The organism is Pseudomonas sp. 3MAES_34.3B (assembly GCF_058145875.1).
On the sequence record NZ_CM176960.1, the window covers coordinates 3,096,183 to 3,115,645 of the forward strand.

The following is a 19,463-nucleotide window of genomic DNA, read 5'->3' on the forward strand; positions in this document are numbered from 1 at the left end:
GTGATACCAGGCTTGAACACGGTTACGCGCACATCGGCAATGCTGGCCTTCGCCATGCTTGCCTTGAACGCTCCGGCGCACGGCGCGCCGGAACACATTGACCCCGCGTTGCTGCGGGTGAGCCCTCACCCCAGCGGCGAGGACACCGCCCAGCGGCGGCCCACCCCCGCCTTGCGCAGCGTGATACCCGCCGGCGGCTTCGACCTGAGCGAGGCGGTACGGCTGGCGGTGGAATGGCACCCCAGTATTGCCCAGGCGGTGAGCGTGCTCTATCAACAGGGCGAAGGCATCAATACCGCCGAAGCGGGTTACTACCCGCAGGTGTCCGGGGGTATCAAGGGTGGGCTGGACAGTGGCTATGACGGTGAACGCGGCAGCCAGTCCCTGAGCCTGTCGCTCAAGCAGATGCTGTACGACTTCGGCAAGGTGGACAGTGCGGTCACTGCCGCCCGCGCCAAGGCGGCTCAGGCCCAGGCGCAGCTGTTGCTCACCATCGACCAAGTGGCCCGGGACACGGCCTATGCCTACATCGAAAGCCAGCGCTACCGGGAACTGCAAGCCACGGCCGAAGCCCAGTTGCAGGGGCTGCAGAGGATCGTGGAACTGGCCCGGCAGCGCAGCGACATGGGTGCCAGCACCCGGTCGGACGTGGTGCAGGCCGAGTCCCGCGTGGACGGCGGGCGCGCTACGCTGCAGGAATATCGCGCGGCCTATGCCCGCTGGCAGGCCACCCTGGCCAACCTGCTGGGCCGAGCCACTACGCCAGATGGCGATGACACCCCGCCCACCGGCCTGGCCCAGGCTTGCGAAGCGGCCGACCCGAACAACGGCACCGACGCCTTGCCGGCCGTGCTGGCAGCCTTTGCCCAACGCGACCAGGCCCAGGCCGAGCTTGCCCAAGCCCGTGCCCAGGCCTACCCCACGGTATCGCTGGAGCCTTCGATCAACCATTACCTGGACAACAACTACAACAAGGACAACCCCTACCTGGACCGCACCCAGGCCGGGATCTACATCAATGTTGAGGTACCGATCTACCAGGGCGGCGCCACCAGCGCGCGTACCCGTGCCGCCGGTTACGCCCTGGGTGCCGCCGATGCTGCCGAGGACGCGGCGCGCTTGCAGGCCCGTCAAGGGCTGGCCGAAGCGCGGGTGCAAACCCTCAGCCTGAGCAATCGCCTGGAAGCGCTGCGCCGCCGGCAAGGCAATATCACCGAGGCCCGCGAGCTGTATGGCCGGCAATACCTGGAACTGGGCACGCGACCGCTGCTGGACCTGCTCAATGCCGAGCAGGAGATTCACCAGGCCCGCTTTGACCTCACCAATACCCGTGAAGACCTGCAGCGGTTGCAGGTCGACTGCCTGTACAACAGCGGTGGCATGCGCCGCGTATTCGCCCTTGAAGGGCGCAACCTTCAAGGCGTGGAGGTATTGCCATGATCGAAGCCAGCCAAGTGCCTGCCACCACCGCACCGCCGCAGGACTTCCAGCCGTGGATGTACGCGATCCTGCTGGTAGCCCGGCATTACCGCCTGGATGTCTCCCCTGAAAGCGTTCGCCTGGCCTCGCTGCACCGCGATGAACCGCTGGAGCAGGTGGTGCGCCAGATGGCACGGCAAGCCGGGCTTACCGCCAAGTTCAGCGGCCCCGACACGCGGGTATTGAGCCGCTGGCGCATGCCGCTGGTGGTGGAGCTGAGCGACGGCCAGGTGGGCGTGGCCCAGGGCCTGGGCGCGGACGGCGAACTGGGCGTGGTGTTCAGCGGCGACCAAGGCCTGCAAAGCCGCCTCAGCCTGGCCGAGCTGAGCGGCCAGCTGCGGCGGATATTGGTACTGCGGCCCAGCCGGCCATTGGCCGACGCGCGCACCGATGATTACGTGGCGCCCTACGACGAGCACTGGTTCCGCCGCATCGTGCTCAAAGACCTGCGGCCCTACGGGCATGTGATGCTGGCCTCACTGGTGGCTAACCTGCTGGGCATGGCCGGCGTGCTGTTCTCCATGCAGGTGTACGACCGCGTGGTACCGGCCGAATCCCTTCCCACCCTCTACGTGTTGTTCGGCGGGGTGATGCTGGCGGTGACGTTCGATTTCGTGATGCGCCTGATGCGCCTGCGGATCACCGACCTGCTGGGCAAGCGCGCCGACCTTCGTGTGTCGGATGTGGTGTACGGCCACGCGCTGCGCCTGCGCAACTCGGTGCGTCCGCGCTCCACCGGTTCGTTCATTGCCCAGCTGCGTGAGCTGGAGCAGATCCGCGACCTGATCACCTCCAGCACCGCAACCGCCTTGGCGGACGTGCCGTTCTTTTTCCTGTTCGCCGTGGTGTTCTACCTGATTGGCGGCCCGCTGGTGGGCATCCCGCTGGTAGCGCTGCTGGCCATGCTTATCCCCGGTGTGCTCTGCCAGCGCCGGCTGGCCCGGCTGGCCAACGCCAACCTGCGCGAGTCCGCGCTGCGCAACGCCATGCTGGTGGAAAGTATCCAGGGGCTGGACGACCTCAAGGGCCTGCAAGCCGAGCAGCGCTTCCAGCAACAGTGGAACCGCTACAACGCCGCCTCCGCGCAAAGCAGCCTGGAGCTGCGTACTCTCACCAATACCTTGGTGACCTGGACCCAGAACGTGCAGAACGCGGTGTTCGCCGTGGTGATCGTGATCGGCGCACCCATGGTGATCGGGGGCGACCTCACCACGGGTAGCCTGGTGGCGCTGTCCATGCTGGCCTCACGCATGATGGCGCCCATGGCGCAGCTCACCAGCGTGCTCACCCGCTGGCAACAGGCGAAGGTGGCGCTGCAGGGGCTGGACCGGCTGATGCGCTTGCCCGTGGACCACCCTGAAGGCAGCAGCCGCGTGCACTTGCCGGCGATCCGCGGCGACTATGCGCTGGAACAGGCCAGCTTTCGCTATAACCCCGAAGCACCCCCTGCCCTCACGGTGGCCAGCCTGCGTATCCGCCCCGGCGAGCGCATCGCCATCCTGGGCCGCAACGGCGCGGGCAAGTCTACGTTGCTGCAGGCATTGGCCGGCAGCATGGACCTGGCCACCGGGCAGGTGACCTTGGACGGCATTGCCATCAATCACATCGACCCCGCCGATTTGCGCCGTGATGTGGGCCTGCTGCTGCAACAGGCGCGACTGTTCCACGGCACCCTGCGGGAGAACCTCACGCTCGGCGCAGGACTGGCCAGCGATCAGGAACTGGTTGCCGCACTGGCCGCCACCGGCGCGCTGGACTTCGTGCGGCAATTGCCCAAGGGCCTCGACCATCTGCTGCATGAGGGCGGGCTGGGGCTGTCCGGCGGTCAGCGGCAAAGCTTGCTGCTGGCCCGGCTGCTGGTGCGTCAGCCCCAAGTGCTGCTGCTGGATGAACCGACCGCCGCGCTGGATGACGTGACCGAACGCACCTTGCTTGAAGACCTGGGCAAATGGAGCCGCGGCCGTACCCTGATCGTGGCCACCCACCGGGTGAGCGTGCTGCAACTGGTGGAGCGGATCATCGTGGTAGACAACGGCCGTATCGTGATCGACGACACGCGGGACGCTGCCCTTGCGCGCTTGCGCCAACCCGGAGGGCCCCAGGCATGAAGCAATTGATACCGGTTACCCCCGTGGCGAAACCCGCCGACAGCCCCTCTTACCTGGACGGCAGCGACGACACCGCGGTGGTGCGCGCCAGCCGGGTGGTATGGGTCACCGCCCTGGCGCTGGGGGCGTTTCTGCTGTGGGCGGCCAATTTCGAAGTGGTGGAAGTGTCCAATGGCACTGGCAAGGTAGTGCCCAGCTCTCGGGAGCAGGTGATCCAGTCCCTTGAGGGCGGGATCGTCGCCGCACTCAATGTGAGCGAAGGGGATGTGGTACAGCGCGGTGACGTGCTGGCCCAGCTGGACCCCACCAAGAACGAATCCAATGTGGGTGAAAGCGAAGCCAGGTACCGCGCCGCCCTGGCCAGTGTGGCGCGGTTGCAGGCCGAAGCCAGCGACCAGCCGCTGAGCTTCCCGGCGTCGTTGCAGGGCTCGCCCGATCTGGTCCAGAGCGAAACGCAACTGTACACCAGCCGCAAGCGCGGGCTGCAGGCCACCCTCAAAGGGATCAACGAGTCTCTCGCGCTGGTGCGCAGCGAACTGGAAATCACCGAAAACCTGGCCAAGATAGGCGCCTCCAGCCGGGTAGAAGTGATCCGCCTCAATCGCCAGCGCTCGGAACTGGAACTCAAGGCCAACGAGGCGCGTTCCGAATACGTGGTGCGCGCCCGTGAGGAACTGGCGAAGGCCAGCGCCGAAGCCGACAGCCTGGCCCAGGTGATTCGCGGCCGTGCCGACTCGCTGTCCCGCCTCACCCTGCGCTCACCCGTGCGTGGCGTGGTGAAAGACATCGAGGTCACCACGCTAGGGGGCGTGGTACCGCCCAACGGGCAGTTGATGCAGATCGTGCCCATGGACGACCGCCTGCTGATCGAAACCCGCATCGCCCCGCGGGACATTGCCTTCATCCACCCGGGGCAGTCGGCCAAGGTGAAGATCACCGCCTACGACTACTCGATCTACGGCAGCCTGGACGGCACGGTGGTCAACATCTCGCCAGATACCTTGCAGGACGAGGCCAAGCCGGAGGTCTTCTACTACCGCGCCTACATCCGAACGGCCGATGACGTACTGCGCAACAAGGCCGGCACCACCTTTCCGATCGTGCCGGGGATGATCGCTAGCGTGGACATCCGCACCGGCGCCAAGACCGTACTGGCCTACTTGCTCAAGCCGCTGAACAAAGCCAAGGAGGCGTTGCGCGAGCGCTGATCAGTTACCGGCCAGCCGCGCACCGCGGCCTTCGATCAGCTCCTGGGTTTCGAAGCGTTTCCATTCCCGCGCGATTTCGTTGTAGGGCATGAAAATACTTACCCGGGGCTGGTCGGCCAGGTCTGGCCGGTGCAGTGCTTGCAGGTCGCCCTTGGTAAGGTAGGCCACGTTGATACCGACCGCCTCGCCGTCCGCGGCGAACACTGGCCCGCCGGACATGCCCTTGGCGGTGGGCCCGTTGTGGGTGCCATACATCACGTTATCCGTGGCGCTCAACCGCACCATGGCCGGCAGGGCCTTGCCCGCGCCGGTGATAGGCACATAAAGGGAGTTGTAACCCACCGCAGTCAGCGTTTCGCCCGGCACATACTGGCGCCACTGCGGCGCATGGTCGGCCTTGTGGCGGAAGAACTGCACATCACCTTTTCCCTGGTGAACCGAACCTGACAGATAAGGCACATGCTTGACGGTGACCGCGTAGTCCTCGTTCCACTGCACGGCGCTGCCCATCAACATCAGGGGTAGCGGCCCGCCGGAATGAACCACGAAGGCTTGGTCGTAAACAGGGTCCTTGAGATAAGCGGTTGGCACTCCATTGCACCCGCTGAGCAGCACGCAGGCTGCCAGAAGTGACTTGAAGGGAAACATGGTGATGGCTACTGGCTAGTTGTTGTTGAAGTGGCCCGAATATGTCAGTGAGCCATCATTGGTGCCAGCACCTTTTGTCTGGATCCATGCGGGCTAAAGGTTCGGATCCACAATATCTAGCGGGCAACTTATTTAGTGCGCATTACAACCACCCGGAAGCCCTGTTTCAGAGCGGTTTAAGCGGCAATTCAAAATATTTTTAACGGATCCAAGATGAGCGGATCCCATATTTGTCAAGTAGGATCCAGCCGAACGGTCATATGCTTTTCCGGGCTTTGTGCGCTCTCCCGTAGAATTTGCCCCGTTAGCTGACAAACCTGACAGGTAAGCGTCATGCTGGCGTACCGTTAAACCCGCTATAAGGCGGGGTACCCTTTCCCTCTTTTTATAAGCTGCCCCATGCAAAAGCCCCTTCGCCTGTCGATCGCCTGTGCTGCTGTGGTTCTTCTCGTGTGCGCCGCCTGGTGGTTGAGCCGTCCTGCCCGAGCCCCAGCCTCACCGGCGAAGGCGGCCGCCGTACCGGTAAAGGTGATCCAGGTGGCGTCGGCTGATGTGCCACAACTGGTGTCGGCCATTGGCACGGTTACGCCGCTGCAAAGCGTCACCGTACGGGCGCAGGTAGATGGCATCCTCACCCGCCTGTGGGTGAAGGAAGGCCAGTTCGTAGACAAGGGGCAACTGCTGGCAAGCATCGACGACCGCGCACTGCGCGCCAGCCTCGATCAGGCCATGGCACAGGCGGCGCAAACGCGGGCGCAATTGAAAGTGGCCGAAGTCGACCTCAAGCGTTACACCGAACTCGCCCAGGACCGCAGCATCCCGCGTCAGCAGCTGGACCAGCAGCAAGCGCTGCACGACCAACTCCAGGCCACCTTGCAAGGCAACGAGGCCGCAGCTGCGGCGGCGCGGGTGCAACTGTCCTATACGCAGATCCGCTCGCCGCTCGCCGGCCGCGTTGGCATCCGCGCCGTGGACGAAGGCAACTTGCTGAGGGTGAGCGATGCCCAGGGCTTGTTCAGCGTGACCCAGCTCGACCCTATCTCGGTGCAGTTCGCCCTCCCCCAGGCCCAGCTGCCCACGCTTCAAGGCCTGCTCAGGGCACCGGAGCAAGCGGCTGTGAGCGCCTACGCCGGTGGCGACATCAATGGCGGCGAGCCACTCGCCCAAGGGCGCCTTAGCCTCATTGATAACCAGGTATCCAGCACCACGGGCACGGTGAAAGCCAAGGCGCAGTTCGCCAACGGCGGGCAAACCCTGTGGCCGGGCCAACTGGTGAATGTACGGCTGCAAACCCTGCTGCGCCGCAACGCCTTGGTGGTGCCTAACGCCGTGGTGCAGCGCGGCGTGAACGGCACCTATGTGTACCGCCTGCAGGGTGAAAAAGTGGAAAGCGTACCGGTGAAGGTCGTGGACCAGGCCGGCGAACGCACCGTGATCGAAGGCGTAGCAGCGGGCGATACTCTGGTAAGCGACGGCCAGTCCCGGCTCAAGCCCGGCACGCGGGTAGATGTGCTGCGTGACCCGCCGCCCGCGAATGCCGCGACGGCCGAGGCTCAACCATGAGCGGGGTGCGCTCACCGTCGGCCTGGTGCATCGACCACCCGATCGCCACCCTGTTATTGATGTTTGCCCTGGTGCTGCTGGGCGGCATCGCCTTCCCCCGGCTGCCCGTGGCACCGTTGCCCGAAGCGGAATTCCCGACCATTCAGGTAACGGCCCAATTGCCCGGTGCCAGCCCCGAGACCATGGCTTCCTCGGTAGCCACGCCGCTGGAGGTGCAGTTCAGCGCTATCCCCGGCGTCAGCCAGATGACCTCTACCAGCGCCCTCGGCTCCACCACCCTCACGCTGATGTTCACCCTGGACAAGAACATCGACTCTGCCGCCCAGGAGGTGCAAGCGGCGATCAACACCGCGGCGGGGCGCCTGCCTCAGGATTTGCCCAACCTGCCCACGTGGAAAAAAGTGAACCCCGGGGACAGCCCTGTCCTCATCCTGGGCATCAGTTCGGCCCAGCTCACCGGCCCGGACCTGAGCGATCAGGTGGAAACATTGCTCGCCCGGCAGATCAGCCAGATCGACGGCGTGGGCCAGGTGAACATAACCGGCCAGCAACGCCCGGCGATTCGCGTGCAAGCCCAGGCGGACAAGCTTGCGGCCGTGGGCATTACCCTGGCGGACCTGCGCGCGGCCATCCAGGCCGGCAGCCTTAACCTGGCCAAGGGCGCGCTCTATGGCGACACGCGTATCTCCACGCTGGCCGCCAACGACCAACTGTTCACCCCTGCCGACTATGCCGACCTGATCGTGGCCTACCGTGACGGCGCCCCGGTGCGCATGCGGGACGTGGCAAAGGTAGTGGCGGGGGCTGAAAACGACTACGTACAGGCATGGTCGGAGAACCAGCCCGGGGTGAACCTGGTGATTTCACGCCAGCCCGGCGCCAACATCGTAGATACGGTGGACCGCATCCAGGCCGCGTTGCCCGGGCTGCAGGCCATGCTGCCGGCTTCGGTGGACATCAATGTGCTCACCGACCGCACGCAAACCATCCGCGCTTCGCTGCACGAAGTCGAACTCACCCTGCTGATCGCCATCCTGCTGGTGGTGGCGGTGATGGCGCTGTTCCTGCGCCAGCTGTCCGCCACCCTGATCGTTTGCGCAGTGCTGGGGGTATCGCTGGTGGCCAGCTTCGCCTGGATGTACGTGCTGGGCTTCAGCCTCAACAACCTCACACTGGTGGCCATCGTAATCGCGGTGGGGTTTGTAGTGGACGACGCCATCGTGGTGGTGGAAAACATCCACCGTTACCTGGAGCAAGGGCTCAGCCGGCGCGAAGCGGCCATTCGCGGCAGCAGCGAGATCGGCTTCACCGTGGTGTCGATCAGCTTTTCGCTGATCGCGGCCTTCATTCCGCTGCTGTTCATGGGCGGCGTGGTGGGGCGGCTGTTCAAGGAGTTCGCCCTTACCGCCACGTCGACCATCCTGCTGTCGGTGCTGGTGTCGCTGACCCTGGCGCCGACGCTGGCGGCGCTGTACATGAACGCGCCCAAACACCGCGCCCATTCTCGGCAGACCTTCTCGGAACGGTTGCTGGCCGGCTATGAACGGCTGCTGGGCAAAGCCTTGGACCATCAGCGCTTGATGCTCGGGATATTCGCCGTGTCCCTGGGGCTGGCCGTGGCCGGCTATGTGTTCATTCCGAAGGGATTCTTCCCCGTTCAGGACACAGGTTTTGTGCTGGGTACCAGCGAAGCGGCGGCGGACACCTCCTACGGGGACATGGTCGCGCGCCACCTGGCACTGGCGAAAATCGTGGCGGCGGACCCGGCCGTTCGTACGTTCTCGCACTCGGTAGGCGTGACCGGCAGCAACCAGACCGTGGCCAACGGGCGCTTCTGGATTTCCCTCAAACCCCGCGAAGACCGCGACGTGACCGCCAGCGAATTCATCGACCGCATTCGCCCGCAACTGACGCAGGTGCCCGGGATTGTGCTGTACCTGCGTGCCGGGCAAGACATCAACCTCAGTTCGGGCCCCAGCCGCAGCCAGTACCAGTATGTGCTCAAGAGCAACGACGGGGACGCACTGAACCTGTGGGCGCAGCGGCTGACCGAAGCCCTGCGGGAAAAACCCGCCTTCCGCGACCTGTCCAACGACCTGCAGCTGGGCGGCAGCACCACGCCTATCGAGATCGACCGTGCCGCCGCCGCGCGGTTTGGGCTCAGCGCCAGCGACGTGGACCAGGCCCTGTACGATGCCTTCGGCCAGCGCCAGGTGAGCGAATTCCAGACCCAGACCAACCAATACAAAGTGGTGCTGGAGCTGGACACCGCGCAGCGCGGCCAGGCCGAGAGCCTGAATTACTTCTACCTGCGCTCGCCGCTCACCGGCGAAATGATCCCGCTGGCCGCCCTGGCCCATGTGGGCACGCCGCGCAGCGGGCCGCTGTCCATTGCCCACGACGGCATGTTCCCGGCCGCCAACCTCTCCTTCAACCTGGCGCCGGGGGTGGCCTTGGGCGATGCGGTCACCCTGCTGGAAACCACCCAGCGTGAGCTGGGCATGCCCGCCAGCATCAGCGGTACGTTCCAAGGCGCCGCCCAGGCCTTCCGTAGCTCACTGGCGAGCCAGCCGTGGCTGATCCTGGCGGCGCTGGTGGCGGTGTACATCATTCTGGGCGTGCTGTACGAGAGCCTGGTGCACCCGCTCACCATCATCTCTACCCTGCCCTCTGCCGGCCTGGGCGCGGTAGCGTTGCTGTGGGCAGCTGGCCAGAGTTTCTCGATCATGGCGCTGATCGGGCTGGTGCTGCTGATCGGCATCGTGAAAAAGAACGGCATCCTGCTCATCGACTTCGCGCTCAACGCGCAGCGCAATGACGGCCTGGCGGCGCGCGAGGCGATCCGCCAGGCCTGCCTCACGCGCCTGCGGCCTATCGTGATGACCACCCTGGCGGCACTGCTGGGCGCGGTGCCACTGATGCTGGGCTACGGCGCCGGCGCGGAGCTGCGCCAGCCGCTGGGCATCGCCGTGGTAGGCGGGTTGTTGGTGAGCCAAGCGCTGACGCTGTTCACCACGCCGATCATATACTTGCAGCTCGAACGCTTGTTCCACCGCCGCGCCGCCGTCGCGCCCGGCTCAGCTCCGGAGGGCCGCCATGCGCATCCTGATCATCGAGGATGAAGAAAAGACCGCCGATTACCTGCACCGAGGCCTCACGGAGCAGGGCTACACGGTGGACGTGGCCCATGACGGCGTGAACGGCCTGCACCTGGCGCTGGAGCTGGATTACGCGGTGATCGTGCTGGACGTGATGCTGCCCGGCCTGGACGGCTTCGGCGTGTTGCGCGCCTTGCGCGGGCGCAAGCAAACCCCGGTGATCATGCTCACCGCGCGGGAACGCGTGGAGGATCGTATCCATGGCCTGCGCGAAGGCGCCGACGACTACCTGGGCAAACCCTTCTCGTTTCTGGAGCTGGTGGCCCGGTTGCAAGCGCTTACCCGCCGCAGCGGCGGCCACGAGCCGGTGCAGATCAGCGTGGGCGATTTGTGGATCGACCTGATCAGCCGCAAGGCCCTGCGCGCCGGCCAACGGCTGGACCTCACCGCCAAGGAGTTTTCCCTGCTCACGGTACTGGCGCGGCGCCAGGGGCAGATCCTCTCGAAAACCGCCATCGCCGAAATGGTGTGGGATGTGAACTTCGACAGTGACGCCAACGTGGTGGAAGTGGCGATCAAGCGGCTGCGGGCCAAGCTCGACAACCCCTACGAGGAGAAGCTGCTGCACACCATTCGCGGCATGGGCTATGTGCTGGAACGCCGGCATGCGCACTGACTCCATCGCCTTTCGCCTGGGTGGGTTGTTTGCCCTGGTTGCGCTCGGGGTGTTCGTGGTCATCGGCGGCGCGCTGTACCGGCAGGTGGACAAGAGCCTCGACATATTGCCCAACGCCGAACTGGAGGCCCGCTACAGCGTACTGGAGTCGGCGATTACCCGCTTCGGCGACCCGGAGCATTGGGCGCGCTTGCACAACAAGTTGAACCTGCTCAGCGAAGAAGACAAACGCCTGCACTTCTGGGTGGTGAGTGGCGACCCCGCGTATGAATATGGGCAGCCCGATGCCGCCACCCGGGGGCTGGCCAATGGGCCGTTGGGCATTCACGACTGGCAGCGCCCCGACGGCACACCGCTCAAGGTACTGGTGAGTACCCTGCCCGGCCACGATCAGCGGCCGGCATTGCGCTTCCTGATCGGCATCGACGTGGACAACGTGCGGCAAACCCACCATGACCTGGCCATGGCCTTGATCGGCTGCGCCGCGCTGGGGGTGTTGCTGGCCAGTGCGCTCGGGTATTGGGTGGCGCGAATCGGCCTGCGCCCGCTGCGCCGCGTGTCGCGCCAGGCGCAGCAACTGGCGCCGCCAAAACTGTCCGGGCGGCTGCGCCCCAGCCACCTGCCGCCCGAACTGGAGCAACTGGTGGACGCGTTCAATGCCGCCCTGGAAAGGGTGGAAGGTGCCTATCAGCGGTTGGAGTCGTTCAATGCCGATGTGGCCCACGAGCTGCGCTCGCCGCTGACCAACCTGATCGGGCAAACCCAGGTGGCACTCACCCGTGGCCGCAGCGCCGAACATTACTTCGAGGTGCTGCAATCCAACCTCGAAGACCTCGAACGCCTGCGCAACATCATCAACGACATGCTGTTCCTGGCCCGCGCCGATCAAGGCGACCGCGCCCGCAATCTGGTTACCAGCAGCCTGGCCGAAGAAGTGGCGGCATCCCTGGACTACCTGGATTTCATTCTCGAAGACGCCGGCGTGACCGTACGCGTGAGTGGCGACGCCCAGGTGCGGGTGGAACGCAGCCATCTGCGGCGGGCGCTGACCAACCTGATTCACAACGCCGCCCAGCACAGCCAGCCGGGCGAGGTGATCGACGTCACGGTACTGGCCGAAGGCGAACAGGTGAGCGTTGCCGTCAGCAACCCCGGCCCGCCCATCGCTGACGAACAATTGCCATTGCTGTTCGAACGCTTCTACCGCGCCGACGCCGCCCGCCACAACGAAGGCGGCAACCATGGCCTAGGCCTGGCCATCGTCAAGGCCGTGGCCTCGCTGCATGGCGGCAGCGTGTTCGCGCGCAGTGGCGGTGGGGAGAATACCTTTGGGTTGAGTTTGCCGGTAACTGGCCGCGTGGCTTGAAAACTCTGGAACCGGGAATGTTCGCAGGCTGTCGCCTACTCCTACGCAATCCGCGAAGGTAGCCCTACCACCTCACCTGCCCGTCGATGCAAGTGCTCACATGCCCACCCAGCCAGATATCCTTGCCGCTGCGCTCCACGTACACCCGCCCGGCACGGCCGAGAACGGTGCCTTGGCTGACGACGAAACGGTTCGGCGCCAGGCCTTCGCGGTACAGCCATTGAGCGATGCCCGCATTCAAACTACCCGTCACCGGATCCTCGGGCATGCCGTCATCGGCGATAAACGCACGCACTTCGAATTGCGCCTCGCCGCCGTCCACCGCTTCATTCCATGGCGCAAACACACCGATGGCCAAGCCTTTGAGCGCGGCGTAATCAGGCTCCAGCCCGAGTACGGTGGGCCGATCCCGCAGGCGCAGCGCCAGCCAGCCGGCGCCGTTGTCCACCCACTCGGCGGAAACAACCTCGGTCGGGTCCAGCCGCAAGCCGCGGCAGGCCCGCTCCAGTTCATCGCGGGTCGGGGAGCCCGAGCGCAACAATGGCGGGCATACGAATGCGAGCTGGCCTGCTTGCCGGCGAACCCTGACCAGACCGACACCGCACTCCTGAATGATTTCCTTGGCCTGCGGTTTTCCACCTGCTTCAAGCCACGCATGGCAAGTACCCAGCGTAGGGTGGCCGGCGAACGGCAGCTCGCGAACCGCAGTGAAGATACGCACCCGGTAATCCGCCCCTACCGTAGTGGGCGGTAGCACGAAGGTGGTCTCGCTGAGGTTGGTCCAGCGGGCGAACGCCTGCATCTGCTCGTCGCTCAGGCCCTCGGCGTTCAGCACCACGGCCAGGGGGTTGCCCAGCAACGGCGTGGCGGTGAAGACATCGACTTGCTTGAAGCTGCGGGGGCGGGTTGGCATTGATTCGACCTGATATCTGACAGAGAAAATGATCCTACCCTATAGCCGCGAACGCAGTATCGCGCCCGCCCGACGAGTTTGAAGCTCAAGGAGGCCTCTCTGATCTGAACACGCCACCCAGCCGGACTCAGACGAAAAACGAAGCTACACCTTCGTTTTCGAGCCAAAGCTCCCGGTCTCCGTAAAAACGAAACTAAACCTTCGATTTACTCGTGAGCCCTTGGTCTAGACTCCCCTCATCCCCGTCCGATGGTAGCCGCGCATGTGCCAACACCACCCACGCAACCCCATCCTTTGCCTTATCCCTCCTTACCTGCTGGACCAGATCGCCCGCCATGGCAACAAGGCGCAGCGTGATGCGGCATTGAGTACGCGCGCCAAGGACAACACGTTCCGCTCGCTGCGCATGGCGGCGCAGCCTACGCGGGCCCGGGCGCAGGCAGCCACGGCGTTCGTGGGCAAGCGACGGTCGATTTATACCGCAGACGGAACCGAAACCCTGCCTGGCACCTTGGTGCGCGGCGAAGGGCAGCCGGCCAGCGGTGACGCGGCCGTCGACGAAGCCTATGACGGCCTGGGCGCGACCTTTGATTTCTTCGCCGAGGTGTTCGACCGCAACTCCATCGATGATGCGGGCCTGGCGCTGGATGCCACCGTGCATTTCGGCAAGGGCTACAACAATGCGTTCTGGAATTCGGCGCAGATGGTGTTCGGCGACGGCGACGGGCAGTTGTTCAATCGCTTCACCGTGGCGCTGGACGTGATCGGCCATGAGCTGGCCCACGGGGTGACGGAGGACGAAGCCAAGCTGATGTATTTCAACCAGTCCGGCGCGCTGAACGAGTCCATGTCGGATGTGTTCGGCTCGCTCATCAAGCAATACGCCCTCAAACAAACCGCCGAAACCGCCGACTGGCTGATCGGCGAGGGCCTGTTCACCAAGAAGATCAACGGCGTGGCGCTGCGTTCGATGAAGGCCCCGGGCAGTGCCTTCGACGACAAGCTGATCGGCAAGGACCCGCAGCCTGGCCATATGGACGACTTCGTGCATACCTTCGACGATAACGGTGGCGTGCATATCAATTCCGGCATTCCCAACCACGCGTTCTACCAGGTGGCCACCCGCATCGGCGGGCCGGCGTGGGAGAAAGCCGGGCGTATCTGGTATGACACCCTGCGTGACCCGCGCCTGCGGCCTAACATGGGCTTTTTGCGGTTCGCCCGCATCAGCTTCGACGTGGCTGGCCGCTTGTATGGCGTTGGCGAAAGCCCGCAGCAAGCGGTGAAGGAAGGCTGGGCGGCGGTAGGGATCGCGCTATGATGATCGCCTTGAGCTGAACCACCCGGGAGCCATGCACCATGCGTATTTCGTTCTGCGAAACCGGCGGGGTAGCGGTTTTCCCCGGCCTGAGCAAGCCTCGCACCCTGGAAGTGGACACCCTGCCCCCGCCCGATCAACAGGAGCTACGCGGGCTTGTGGAAGCTTCGCGGTTTTTTGCCTTGCCACGGGGGGAACAACCCACGCGGGCCCCAAGGGGCGCCCAGCATTACACCCTTACCGTGAGCGAAGGTGAACGCGAGCACACGGTATGCGTGCTGGCCCCGGTGGCAGCCGGGCCGTTGCAGGGGCTGGTGCAGTGCGTGCGGCGGCATATCAATGATTGAGCATGCCGCCACAGGCTAAAACGGCAGGGTCACCCGCAACGTAGCCGCTTGGGCACTGTAGTCACTGCGAGTCTGCACATCGTAACTCAGCGACAGCTCCGCCCCACGTGGCAACGGCGTGGCGAAGCTCAGGCCGCCGCGCATCAGCCAGGGGCTGGCCTCGCTGCCGGCGGTGGTAAAACGCTGCCCCGGCGCGCCGGCGAAACTGGCGGTAGCGCTATTGTCGGCGTTGATCAGGTCGTACCCTACTCCCACGTTCAGGCTCAGCCGCGCGCCGTTTGGGCTGAAGGCATGCTCCAGCCGGCTGTCTAACCCGGCGATCAGCTGGTCCGTCTGGCGCGCATCCACCTTGAGCAGCAAGGGCGCCAGCGCGCTCACGCCGCGCTCCTGATAGCTGTCATCGCGGATATGGCTGTAGTCCAGCCGCAAGGCCGGCACCAGGCGGGTGGCTTCACTCAACTGATAGGCATGGCCCAGGCTGCTGCCTACGGTAGCGATCAGGCTGGTGTATTGAGCTTTGGCATCCCCGTTCAGCCCGGCGATATCCAGGTTGCGCTGGCCATTGATGGTGTTGCGGCCAGCACCGGCGTACAGCATCAGCTCGGTGTCGGGCGCCAGGGTATAGGCGTTGTAGCCGCTGAATTGCCACAGGTCCAGGCGGCTGTTTTGGGGGGAATCGAGCGCGGCCCCCACGGCATCGCCCTTGGCATAGGCGAATGCCAGGCCCACCCGCTGGCTGGGTGATACGCGCGTATCGATGCCGATCACGGTGCCATTGTTGCCGCTGCGGGCACCTCGGCCTTGGCCAGCGAGGGTATTGAACGATCTGGACCAGAATTGCGCCGGTTGCCCCGGGTTGAACCCCGCGCCCGTCGAGGTGGGTAGCAGGCGGGTTTGCAGGGCGTCGCTCATCTCCATCAAGGCGGCCTGGCTGGCACGCAAACCAGCGTTGCCGAGCGGCACCGTCTGGCCCAGGCTGCTCGCCACTTCTGCGGTGCTGCCCGCGCTCACAAAATAAGGCGTAAGCGCACTCGCGCTTCCTTGGCTGATCTGTGCATCCACCACTGCGGCCACGCTGGCCAGTTCACTCCGGCCAGCGGCTCCCACTGCGGCGCGTACGCCGTTGGCGGCACGGGGCGCAAGCGTGAGGTCGACCGTGTTGCCATCCTTCACCGCGCCAAAATCGAACAGCGCCGAATTACTAGTCACGCTGTAGGTGCCGTCGGATTTCAGGGTGCCAGCGCTGAGCACATTCTGCAGTTGCGCCACCTGGAACGGCTGGGTGGCGCTGGCCACGTCCACGTCAATGCGCGCCGCGCTGGGCAGGGTTGCCGTGCCGGTGACCACCAGCTTGCCGTAGTGGGTGGCGTCGTTCACCTCGGTGCGTAATACCCCGCTGCTGCGCTGGGTATAGGCCCCAGTAATGGTTGCCGGCTCGGCAGCACGGCTGGCGGGCGCCTGCAACACCAGCGTGCCGCGGTTTACCAGGCTGTCCACGGTCCAGCGGTCTTCTGCCTCAAGGGTGTAGCGGGCTGTGCTGTACACCGTGGCCGTGGTCGCAGGTGCATACACCTCCCCTTCGAAGCGCGCATGGTCACCTGCGAGGTAGAGCGCGTCCAGCCGGCTGTCGCTGTCCACGTACAGGGCATACCCACCTTCCCGGGCAGCGATCGACCTGAGTTCACCAGCCCTCCGTCCACTTGCGTATTCAACAGACGCAAGGCATTGCGCCCCGCCGCCAGGAAGCCGGTGTTCACCACTTGCCCTTCGATATGTGCGTCCACGAGCACGATCGCATCGTCGCGCCCCTGCACCGCGCCACGGTTGCTGAGGTTACCGCCGATACGGCCGTTGACCATCATCAGCCCATCGCCCACGGTTTGCCCAGTGGCCAAGCCGCCTAACAACCGCCCGGTATTTATGAAGTTGCCGCCAATTTCGGTGTCGTTCAGGCGTATGCCCTGGTAGCCGATGGCATAGCCACTGTTGAGCACATCGCCGTCGATTTCGGTGCCGAGGGAGGTGATCAGCCCGTATCCGCGCGGGCCACCATTGAGCGTGCCTGAGTTGACAAGGTTGCCGGTCACGGTGCCGGCAATCATTTCCAGCCCCGCATGGCCCGTGTTAGAGGTTAAAAAACTGCCGCGATTGCTCAGGTTGCCGCGGACAAAGGTGTTGTCGAGCAACAGCGCAGTAATGTAACTGCGGATGGTGCCACTGTTTTCCAGGCCGCCCAGGGTGCTGTAGCGAATGGTGTTCTGGCTGTAGCCAATGATTTCACCGGCGTTGCTCAGCCCGCCCCGCAATGTCGAACCGTTGATGAACAGGCCTTGGGTGGTGCCGTTGATTTCGCCAGTGTTGCTCACCCTGCCCTGCACGGTGGTGGACAGGATGCTCACACCCTCCAGCCCGCCCATCACACCTGAATTGAGCACGTCCTTCTTGATCAGTGCGTTAGCCAGCGCCAGCCCGGTGTTACCGGTGGCCATGTTGCCAGCGTTGCGTATCGAGCCGTCCAGGGTAGTGCCGTTGAGGTACAACTCCATCGTCCCGGCTTTCGTGTTGCTGAGGTCACCTGTCACCCGGCTTTCGAACACCCCCACGCCGCCTTGCACTGTGCCGCTGTTGCTGAGCGAGCCCTTCAAGGTGCTTTGCAACACCTCTACACCGTAACCGTTCTGCGGCGCTGATATCTGCCCGGCGTTAATAACGTTGCCGGTGAACGTGCTGCCGCTGATCCTCAAGGCACTGCCCGTAAGGCTTACCATTACTCCGGTGGCTGTGTTCTGCAAAGTTCCTGTGGCGGTGGTGCCGTTGATCACCACGGCCTGATCGCCGCTCAACGTGCCGCTGTTGTATAAGCGGTTGCCCCCCGCCGTGGCATGGTCCACGGTGACCGCCGCCCCGCTGCCCACGGTGATAGAACCGTCCTGGGTAACCACCAGGTTCTTGTTGCGCCCCAGCACACACGGCTCGGTGACTGCTGTATTGACTGTGCCACTGGCACAGGTGGCATAGGCCGGCTCGGCAGTGATCAGCGCGGCAAACAGGGCGATGCTGAGGCCGGTAGCGATGAATGGAGGACGAGAAACAGGTGCGCAGGCCAACTGCCGAGGCTGACCAGGGTTGACGTTGTCCATGACACGACCCTGCCTGCTAGAGGTGAAACCAAGGTATAGGCAGGTGCCGGGGATGTGTCAAAAGCAATACAAAGCCTTCTGCTGGCCGGTGTGTTTGACGACAATTGTAAAAATCAGTTGATAAGCATTATCATTTGGCACCTTTTTGCGAACCGTGCCTTTCATGACCCGCAGCGCAGCACTCGCGGGCGCCCCTCTGGCGGCGCTCTACCAAAACCACCACGGCTGGCTGCAGGCTTGGCTGCGCAAGCGCACCGGCTGCCATCATGATGCCGCCGACCTGGCCCAGGACACTTTCCTGCGGCTGCTCGCCCGGGAGCAGGAGCTGTGGTTGCTGCGCGAGCCCCGGGCCTATCTGGCGACGGTTGCGCATTCGCTGCTGGTGAACCGGTGGCGACGGCAAGCCATCGAGCGCGCCTACCTTGAGGCGCTGGCGCAACAGCCGATCGCCATGGCGCCCTCGCCGGAAGCTCGCGAACTGGTCATCGCTACCTTGCTGGAGGTCGACGCTCTGCTGCGGGCTTTACCGGCCAAGGTGCGCACTGCGTTCCTGCTGTCGCAGCTCGACGGCCTGGGGTACCGGGAAATCGGCGAGCGGCTGGGGGTCTCCGAACGCATGGTGAAGAAGTACATGGCGCAAGCGATGCTGCATTGCCTCACCGCGGTACAGGACTGACCCATGGCCACCTCCCATGAACAATTGGCCCATGAGGTATTGCAGCAGGCGGCTCAGTGGTTTGCGACGCTCCAAGGTGAGCATGGCACGGGCGAACGCGCCGCCTGGCAGGCGTGGATGAATGCGCGCCCCGAGCACCGCCAGGCGTGGAACCGTGTGGAAGCCATCAGCGGCCAGTTCGCACGTATTCCACAGCCGGCAGCAGCGCACCAGGCGTTACGCACAGGCGTGAGCCGGCGTCGGTTACTCAGCATCGGAGCGGTGCTGAGTGGCGGCTGCCTTCTGGCGATGGGCGAACGTTCCGTGGCCTGGCAGGCGATGCGGGCCGACCGCAGCACCGCAGTCGGTGAAATCCGCCAGGTGCCTTTGCCCGGCGGCGCGCGCCTGTGGCTCAACACCCGAAGCGCGGCGGACCTGAGCCCTGACAGCATCACCCTTTACCGCGGCGAACTGCTGCTCGAAGGCGCCATGGGGATGCGCCTGGGCACTCCCGACGGCAACCTGCGCCTGGATGGGCAACGGGTCGGCCTGCGTGAATACCCAGGGCATACCGAGGTCATCGCCTATCAGGGGACTGTTACAGCAGAGGCTGGAGGCACCCTCCTGGTCGGCCAGCGCGGCCGGTTGCGCCGTGACGGGTTGAGCCCGCTGGGCACGCTGAATCCGGGAGCGCAAGCCTGGACCCATGGTGTCCTCCAGGCCGATAACATGCCGCTTGGGGCATTCATTCAGGAGCTGAGCCGTTACCAACACGGCTATCTGGGGTGCGACCCCCGGGTCGCCGGGCTGCGCTTGGTGGGCGCGTTCCCCCTGGCCGAGCCCGAACGGATCTTCGCCGCGCTGGAGCGTACGTTGCCAGTGACCGTGCGGCGGCCGTTGCCGTGGTGGCTCACAGTGCAGCCGCGCCAGCCCGTGGCGTAAAA

At 64.8% G+C, this 19,463-nt stretch carries 15 protein-coding genes; 11 read left to right on the forward strand and 4 right to left on the reverse strand.

The genetic code is table 11. The annotated features are described in order from the left end of the window. Positions 1-39 precede the first annotated feature (39 nt). Genes AC3Z8Y_RS13625 through AC3Z8Y_RS13635 form a run of 3 tightly spaced genes read left to right on the forward strand, consistent with a single transcriptional unit; the run spans position 40 to position 4,795 of the window. Complete coding sequence (locus tag AC3Z8Y_RS13625; protein WP_490090002.1) at positions 40-1,440, forward strand: TolC family outer membrane protein; 1,401 nt, start codon at positions 40-42, stop codon at positions 1,438-1,440. Beyond that, positions 1,437-3,587, forward strand: coding sequence for a type I secretion system permease/ATPase (locus AC3Z8Y_RS13630; protein ID WP_490086242.1), 2,151 nt, complete (start codon positions 1,437-1,439; stop codon positions 3,585-3,587). The genes AC3Z8Y_RS13625 and AC3Z8Y_RS13630 overlap by 4 nt, the downstream gene beginning before the upstream one ends. Next, positions 3,584-4,795, forward strand: coding sequence for an HlyD family type I secretion periplasmic adaptor subunit (locus AC3Z8Y_RS13635; RefSeq protein ID WP_490086243.1), 1,212 nt, complete (start codon positions 3,584-3,586; stop codon positions 4,793-4,795). Before AC3Z8Y_RS13630 ends, AC3Z8Y_RS13635 begins: the two co-directional genes overlap by 4 nt. Here the strand turns inward: AC3Z8Y_RS13635 and AC3Z8Y_RS13640 are convergent, their stop codons facing one another. Then, positions 4,796-5,443 (reverse strand): S1 family serine peptidase, encoded by a 648-nt coding sequence (locus tag AC3Z8Y_RS13640; RefSeq protein ID WP_490086244.1) that lies wholly within the window; start codon positions 5,441-5,443, stop codon positions 4,796-4,798. A gap of 399 nt (positions 5,444-5,842) precedes the next feature. On the opposite strand from AC3Z8Y_RS13640, the gene AC3Z8Y_RS13645 reads away from it, so the two are divergent. The 4 genes from AC3Z8Y_RS13645 to AC3Z8Y_RS13660 are packed head-to-tail and all read left to right on the forward strand — an operon-like array spanning position 5,843 to position 12,146. Further along, positions 5,843-7,006: an efflux RND transporter periplasmic adaptor subunit gene (locus tag AC3Z8Y_RS13645; RefSeq protein WP_490086245.1), complete on the forward strand. Its 1,164-nt coding sequence runs from the start codon at positions 5,843-5,845 to the stop codon at positions 7,004-7,006. Further along, entirely contained in the window at positions 7,003-10,128 is a 3,126-nt protein-coding gene (locus AC3Z8Y_RS13650) for a multidrug efflux RND transporter permease subunit (protein ID WP_490086246.1), read from the forward strand. The genes AC3Z8Y_RS13645 and AC3Z8Y_RS13650 overlap by 4 nt, the downstream gene beginning before the upstream one ends. Further along, positions 10,103-10,780, forward strand: a complete 678-nt coding sequence (locus AC3Z8Y_RS13655) for a heavy metal response regulator transcription factor (protein ID WP_490086247.1) — start codon at positions 10,103-10,105, stop codon at positions 10,778-10,780. The genes AC3Z8Y_RS13650 and AC3Z8Y_RS13655 overlap by 26 nt, the downstream gene beginning before the upstream one ends. Further along, positions 10,770-12,146, forward strand: coding sequence for a heavy metal sensor histidine kinase (locus AC3Z8Y_RS13660; protein ID WP_490086248.1), 1,377 nt, complete (start codon positions 10,770-10,772; stop codon positions 12,144-12,146). Before AC3Z8Y_RS13655 ends, AC3Z8Y_RS13660 begins: the two co-directional genes overlap by 11 nt. Positions 12,147-12,210: 64 nt before the next feature. On the opposite strand, the gene AC3Z8Y_RS13665 is transcribed toward AC3Z8Y_RS13660, so the two are convergent. After that, positions 12,211-13,059, reverse strand: coding sequence for a PhzF family phenazine biosynthesis protein (locus AC3Z8Y_RS13665; RefSeq protein ID WP_490086249.1), 849 nt, complete (start codon positions 13,057-13,059; stop codon positions 12,211-12,213). A 262-nt stretch (positions 13,060-13,321) separates the two neighbouring features. Between AC3Z8Y_RS13665 and AC3Z8Y_RS13670 the strand changes: the two genes are divergently transcribed. Together AC3Z8Y_RS13670 and AC3Z8Y_RS13675 are read left to right on the forward strand one after the other, a co-directional pair. Continuing rightward, positions 13,322-14,380 carry a M4 family metallopeptidase gene (locus tag AC3Z8Y_RS13670; protein ID WP_490086250.1) on the forward strand — a complete coding sequence of 353 codons (1,059 nt, stop codon included), beginning with the start codon at positions 13,322-13,324 and terminating at the stop codon, positions 14,378-14,380. A gap of 38 nt (positions 14,381-14,418) precedes the next feature. Then, positions 14,419-14,724, forward strand: a complete 306-nt coding sequence (locus AC3Z8Y_RS13675) for a protealysin inhibitor emfourin (RefSeq protein WP_490086251.1) — start codon at positions 14,419-14,421, stop codon at positions 14,722-14,724. A 15-nt stretch (positions 14,725-14,739) separates the two neighbouring features. On the opposite strand, the gene AC3Z8Y_RS13680 is transcribed toward AC3Z8Y_RS13675, so the two are convergent. After that, entirely contained in the window at positions 14,740-15,642 is a 903-nt protein-coding gene (locus AC3Z8Y_RS13680) for an autotransporter outer membrane beta-barrel domain-containing protein (protein WP_490090003.1), read from the reverse strand. A 563-nt stretch (positions 15,643-16,205) separates the two neighbouring features. After that, a complete protein-coding gene (locus AC3Z8Y_RS13685; RefSeq protein ID WP_490086252.1) occupies positions 16,206-17,864 on the reverse strand; it encodes a hypothetical protein in 1,659 nt (552 codons plus the stop codon). A 163-nt stretch (positions 17,865-18,027) separates the two neighbouring features. On the opposite strand from AC3Z8Y_RS13685, the gene AC3Z8Y_RS13690 reads away from it, so the two are divergent. Both AC3Z8Y_RS13690 and AC3Z8Y_RS13695 read left to right on the forward strand, forming a co-directional pair. Continuing rightward, positions 18,028-18,540, forward strand: a complete 513-nt coding sequence (locus AC3Z8Y_RS13690) for a sigma-70 family RNA polymerase sigma factor (RefSeq protein WP_490086253.1) — start codon at positions 18,028-18,030, stop codon at positions 18,538-18,540. Between the two features lie 3 nt (positions 18,541-18,543). Further along, positions 18,544-19,461 carry a DUF4880 domain-containing protein gene (locus AC3Z8Y_RS13695; RefSeq protein WP_490086254.1) on the forward strand — a complete coding sequence of 306 codons (918 nt, stop codon included), beginning with the start codon at positions 18,544-18,546 and terminating at the stop codon, positions 19,459-19,461. Positions 19,462-19,463: the final 2 nt, after the last annotated feature.

Coding starts and splice junctions, on each gene's coding strand:
- AC3Z8Y_RS13645 (WP_490086245.1), top strand. CDS start 5,843: ATGCAAAAGCCCCTTCGCCTGTCGATCGCCTGTGCTGCTGTGGTTCTT.
- AC3Z8Y_RS13695 (WP_490086254.1), top strand. CDS start 18,544: ATGGCCACCTCCCATGAACAATTGGCCCATGAGGTATTGCAGCAGGCG.
- AC3Z8Y_RS13640 (WP_490086244.1), bottom strand. CDS start 5,443: ATGTTTCCCTTCAAGTCACTTCTGGCAGCCTGCGTGCTGCTCAGCGGG.
- AC3Z8Y_RS13650 (WP_490086246.1), top strand. CDS start 7,003: ATGAGCGGGGTGCGCTCACCGTCGGCCTGGTGCATCGACCACCCGATC.
- AC3Z8Y_RS13685 (WP_490086252.1), bottom strand. CDS start 17,864: ATGGACAACGTCAACCCTGGTCAGCCTCGGCAGTTGGCCTGCGCACCT.
- AC3Z8Y_RS13625 (WP_490090002.1), top strand. CDS start 40: ATGCTGGCCTTCGCCATGCTTGCCTTGAACGCTCCGGCGCACGGCGCG.
- AC3Z8Y_RS13660 (WP_490086248.1), top strand. CDS start 10,770: ATGCGCACTGACTCCATCGCCTTTCGCCTGGGTGGGTTGTTTGCCCTG.
- AC3Z8Y_RS13680 (WP_490090003.1), bottom strand. CDS start 15,642: ATGGAGATGAGCGACGCCCTGCAAACCCGCCTGCTACCCACCTCGACG.
- AC3Z8Y_RS13690 (WP_490086253.1), top strand. CDS start 18,028: ATGACCCGCAGCGCAGCACTCGCGGGCGCCCCTCTGGCGGCGCTCTAC.
- AC3Z8Y_RS13665 (WP_490086249.1), bottom strand. CDS start 13,059: ATGCCAACCCGCCCCCGCAGCTTCAAGCAAGTCGATGTCTTCACCGCC.
- AC3Z8Y_RS13670 (WP_490086250.1), top strand. CDS start 13,322: ATGTGCCAACACCACCCACGCAACCCCATCCTTTGCCTTATCCCTCCT.
- AC3Z8Y_RS13655 (WP_490086247.1), top strand. CDS start 10,103: ATGCGCATCCTGATCATCGAGGATGAAGAAAAGACCGCCGATTACCTG.
- AC3Z8Y_RS13675 (WP_490086251.1), top strand. CDS start 14,419: ATGCGTATTTCGTTCTGCGAAACCGGCGGGGTAGCGGTTTTCCCCGGC.
- AC3Z8Y_RS13635 (WP_490086243.1), top strand. CDS start 3,584: ATGAAGCAATTGATACCGGTTACCCCCGTGGCGAAACCCGCCGACAGC.
- AC3Z8Y_RS13630 (WP_490086242.1), top strand. CDS start 1,437: ATGATCGAAGCCAGCCAAGTGCCTGCCACCACCGCACCGCCGCAGGAC.